1 protein-coding gene and 2 pseudogenes are annotated in these 1,410 nt (G+C 54.2%); all 3 read left to right on the top strand.

What is annotated here, in order from left to right:
* Window positions 1-296, top strand: a pseudogene (locus DXA54_RS27900) (conjugal transfer protein TraI); the annotation flags it as partial.
* A 3-nt stretch (window positions 297-299) separates the two neighbouring features.
* Window positions 300-1,304: a conjugative transposon protein TraJ gene (traJ, locus tag DXA54_RS27905; protein ID WP_004308926.1), complete on the top strand. Its 1,005-nt coding sequence runs from the start codon at window positions 300-302 to the stop codon at window positions 1,302-1,304.
* 31 nt (window positions 1,305-1,335) lie between these two features.
* A pseudogene (locus DXA54_RS27910) lies at window positions 1,336-1,410 on the top strand (conjugative transposon protein TraK); the annotation flags it as partial.

Consider the following 1,410-nt stretch of genomic DNA (forward strand, 5'->3'; position numbering starts at 1 on the left):
ACTTCACGGTGGAGGAACTGGGAGCCATCGCCTTTGGCTACACCAAGTTATTGGAGGAATCCAACGATGTGCTGACGGAACTGAAGAATGTGGTGAATATCACCACGCTCTCCATGACGGACAAGGAGCGCATGGACGTGGTGGAACGCTGCTACTCCAAAATGAAGCGTTACCGCAACCTCGTGAGCTACTACACCAACAAGAACATTAGCGTGAGTTACCTGCGTGCGAAGAAGAAAAACGACCTTGACCGCATCATGGGGCTGTACGGGAACATGAACGAAAGATATTGGTAGCCTATGAATTTCGACAACCTTCACCAAATTCTGCGCTCGCTCTACGAACAGATGATGCCGCTATGCGGGGACATGGCGGGCGTGGCGAAAGGCATCGCCGGGCTGGGCGCACTCTTTTATGTGGCCTACCGGGTATGGCAGTCGCTGGCGAGAGCCGAACCGATAGACGTGTTCCCTATGCTCCGCCCGTTCGCTATCGGTCTGTGCATCATGTTCTTTCCGACGGTGGTACTGGGTACGATAAACAGCATCATGTCGCCCGTCGTGCAGGGTACGGCAAAGATGCTGGAGGCGGAAACGCTGGACATGAACCGATACCGTGAGCAGAAGGACAAACTGGAGTACGAAGCGATGATGCGCAATCCCGAAACCGCCTACCTCGTGTCAAATGAGGAGTTTGACAAACAACTGGAAGAACTGGGCTGGTCGCCCGGCGACATGGTGACGATGGCGGGGATGTACATCGAGCGCGGGATGTACAACATGAAGAAGGGCATCCGCGACTTCTTCCGCGAGATACTGGAACTGATGTTCCAAGCCGCCGCCCTCGTGATAGACACCATCCGCACGTTCTTCCTCGTGGTGCTGGCGATACTCGGTCCGATAGCCTTCGCCATATCGGTGTGGGACGGCTTCCAAAGCACGCTTACACAGTGGATATGCCGCTACATACAGGTCTATCTGTGGCTGCCCGTGTCGGATATGTTCAGCACCATACTGGCGAAGATACAAGTGCTGATGCTGCAAAGCGACATCGAACGGATGCAGGCTGACCCGAACTTCTCGCTGGATTCGAGCGACGGGGTGTACATCGTCTTCATGATAATCGGCATCATTGGTTACTTCACCATCCCCACGGTAGCAGGCTGGATTATCCAAGCCGGAGGCATGGGAAGCTACGGTCGCAACGTGAACCAGACGGCAGGACGAGCCGGAAGTATGGCGGGCAGCGTGGCGGGCGCAGCCGCAGGAAACGTGGTCGGACGTGTCGGGAAGCTGCTGAAATAATCAACTGACAATTAAAAACGAATAAACAACAATGGAATTTAAGTCACTTAAAAACATCGAATCATCGTTCAGGCAGATACGCCTGTTCGGTATCGTCTTCCTCTCG

This window comes from Bacteroides sp. OF03-11BH, from assembly GCF_003604005.1.
Lineage (GTDB): Bacteria > Bacteroidota > Bacteroidia > Bacteroidales > Bacteroidaceae > Bacteroides > Bacteroides ovatus.

Coding starts and splice junctions, on each gene's coding strand:
- traJ (WP_004308926.1), top strand. CDS start 300: ATGAATTTCGACAACCTTCACCAAATTCTGCGCTCGCTCTACGAACAG.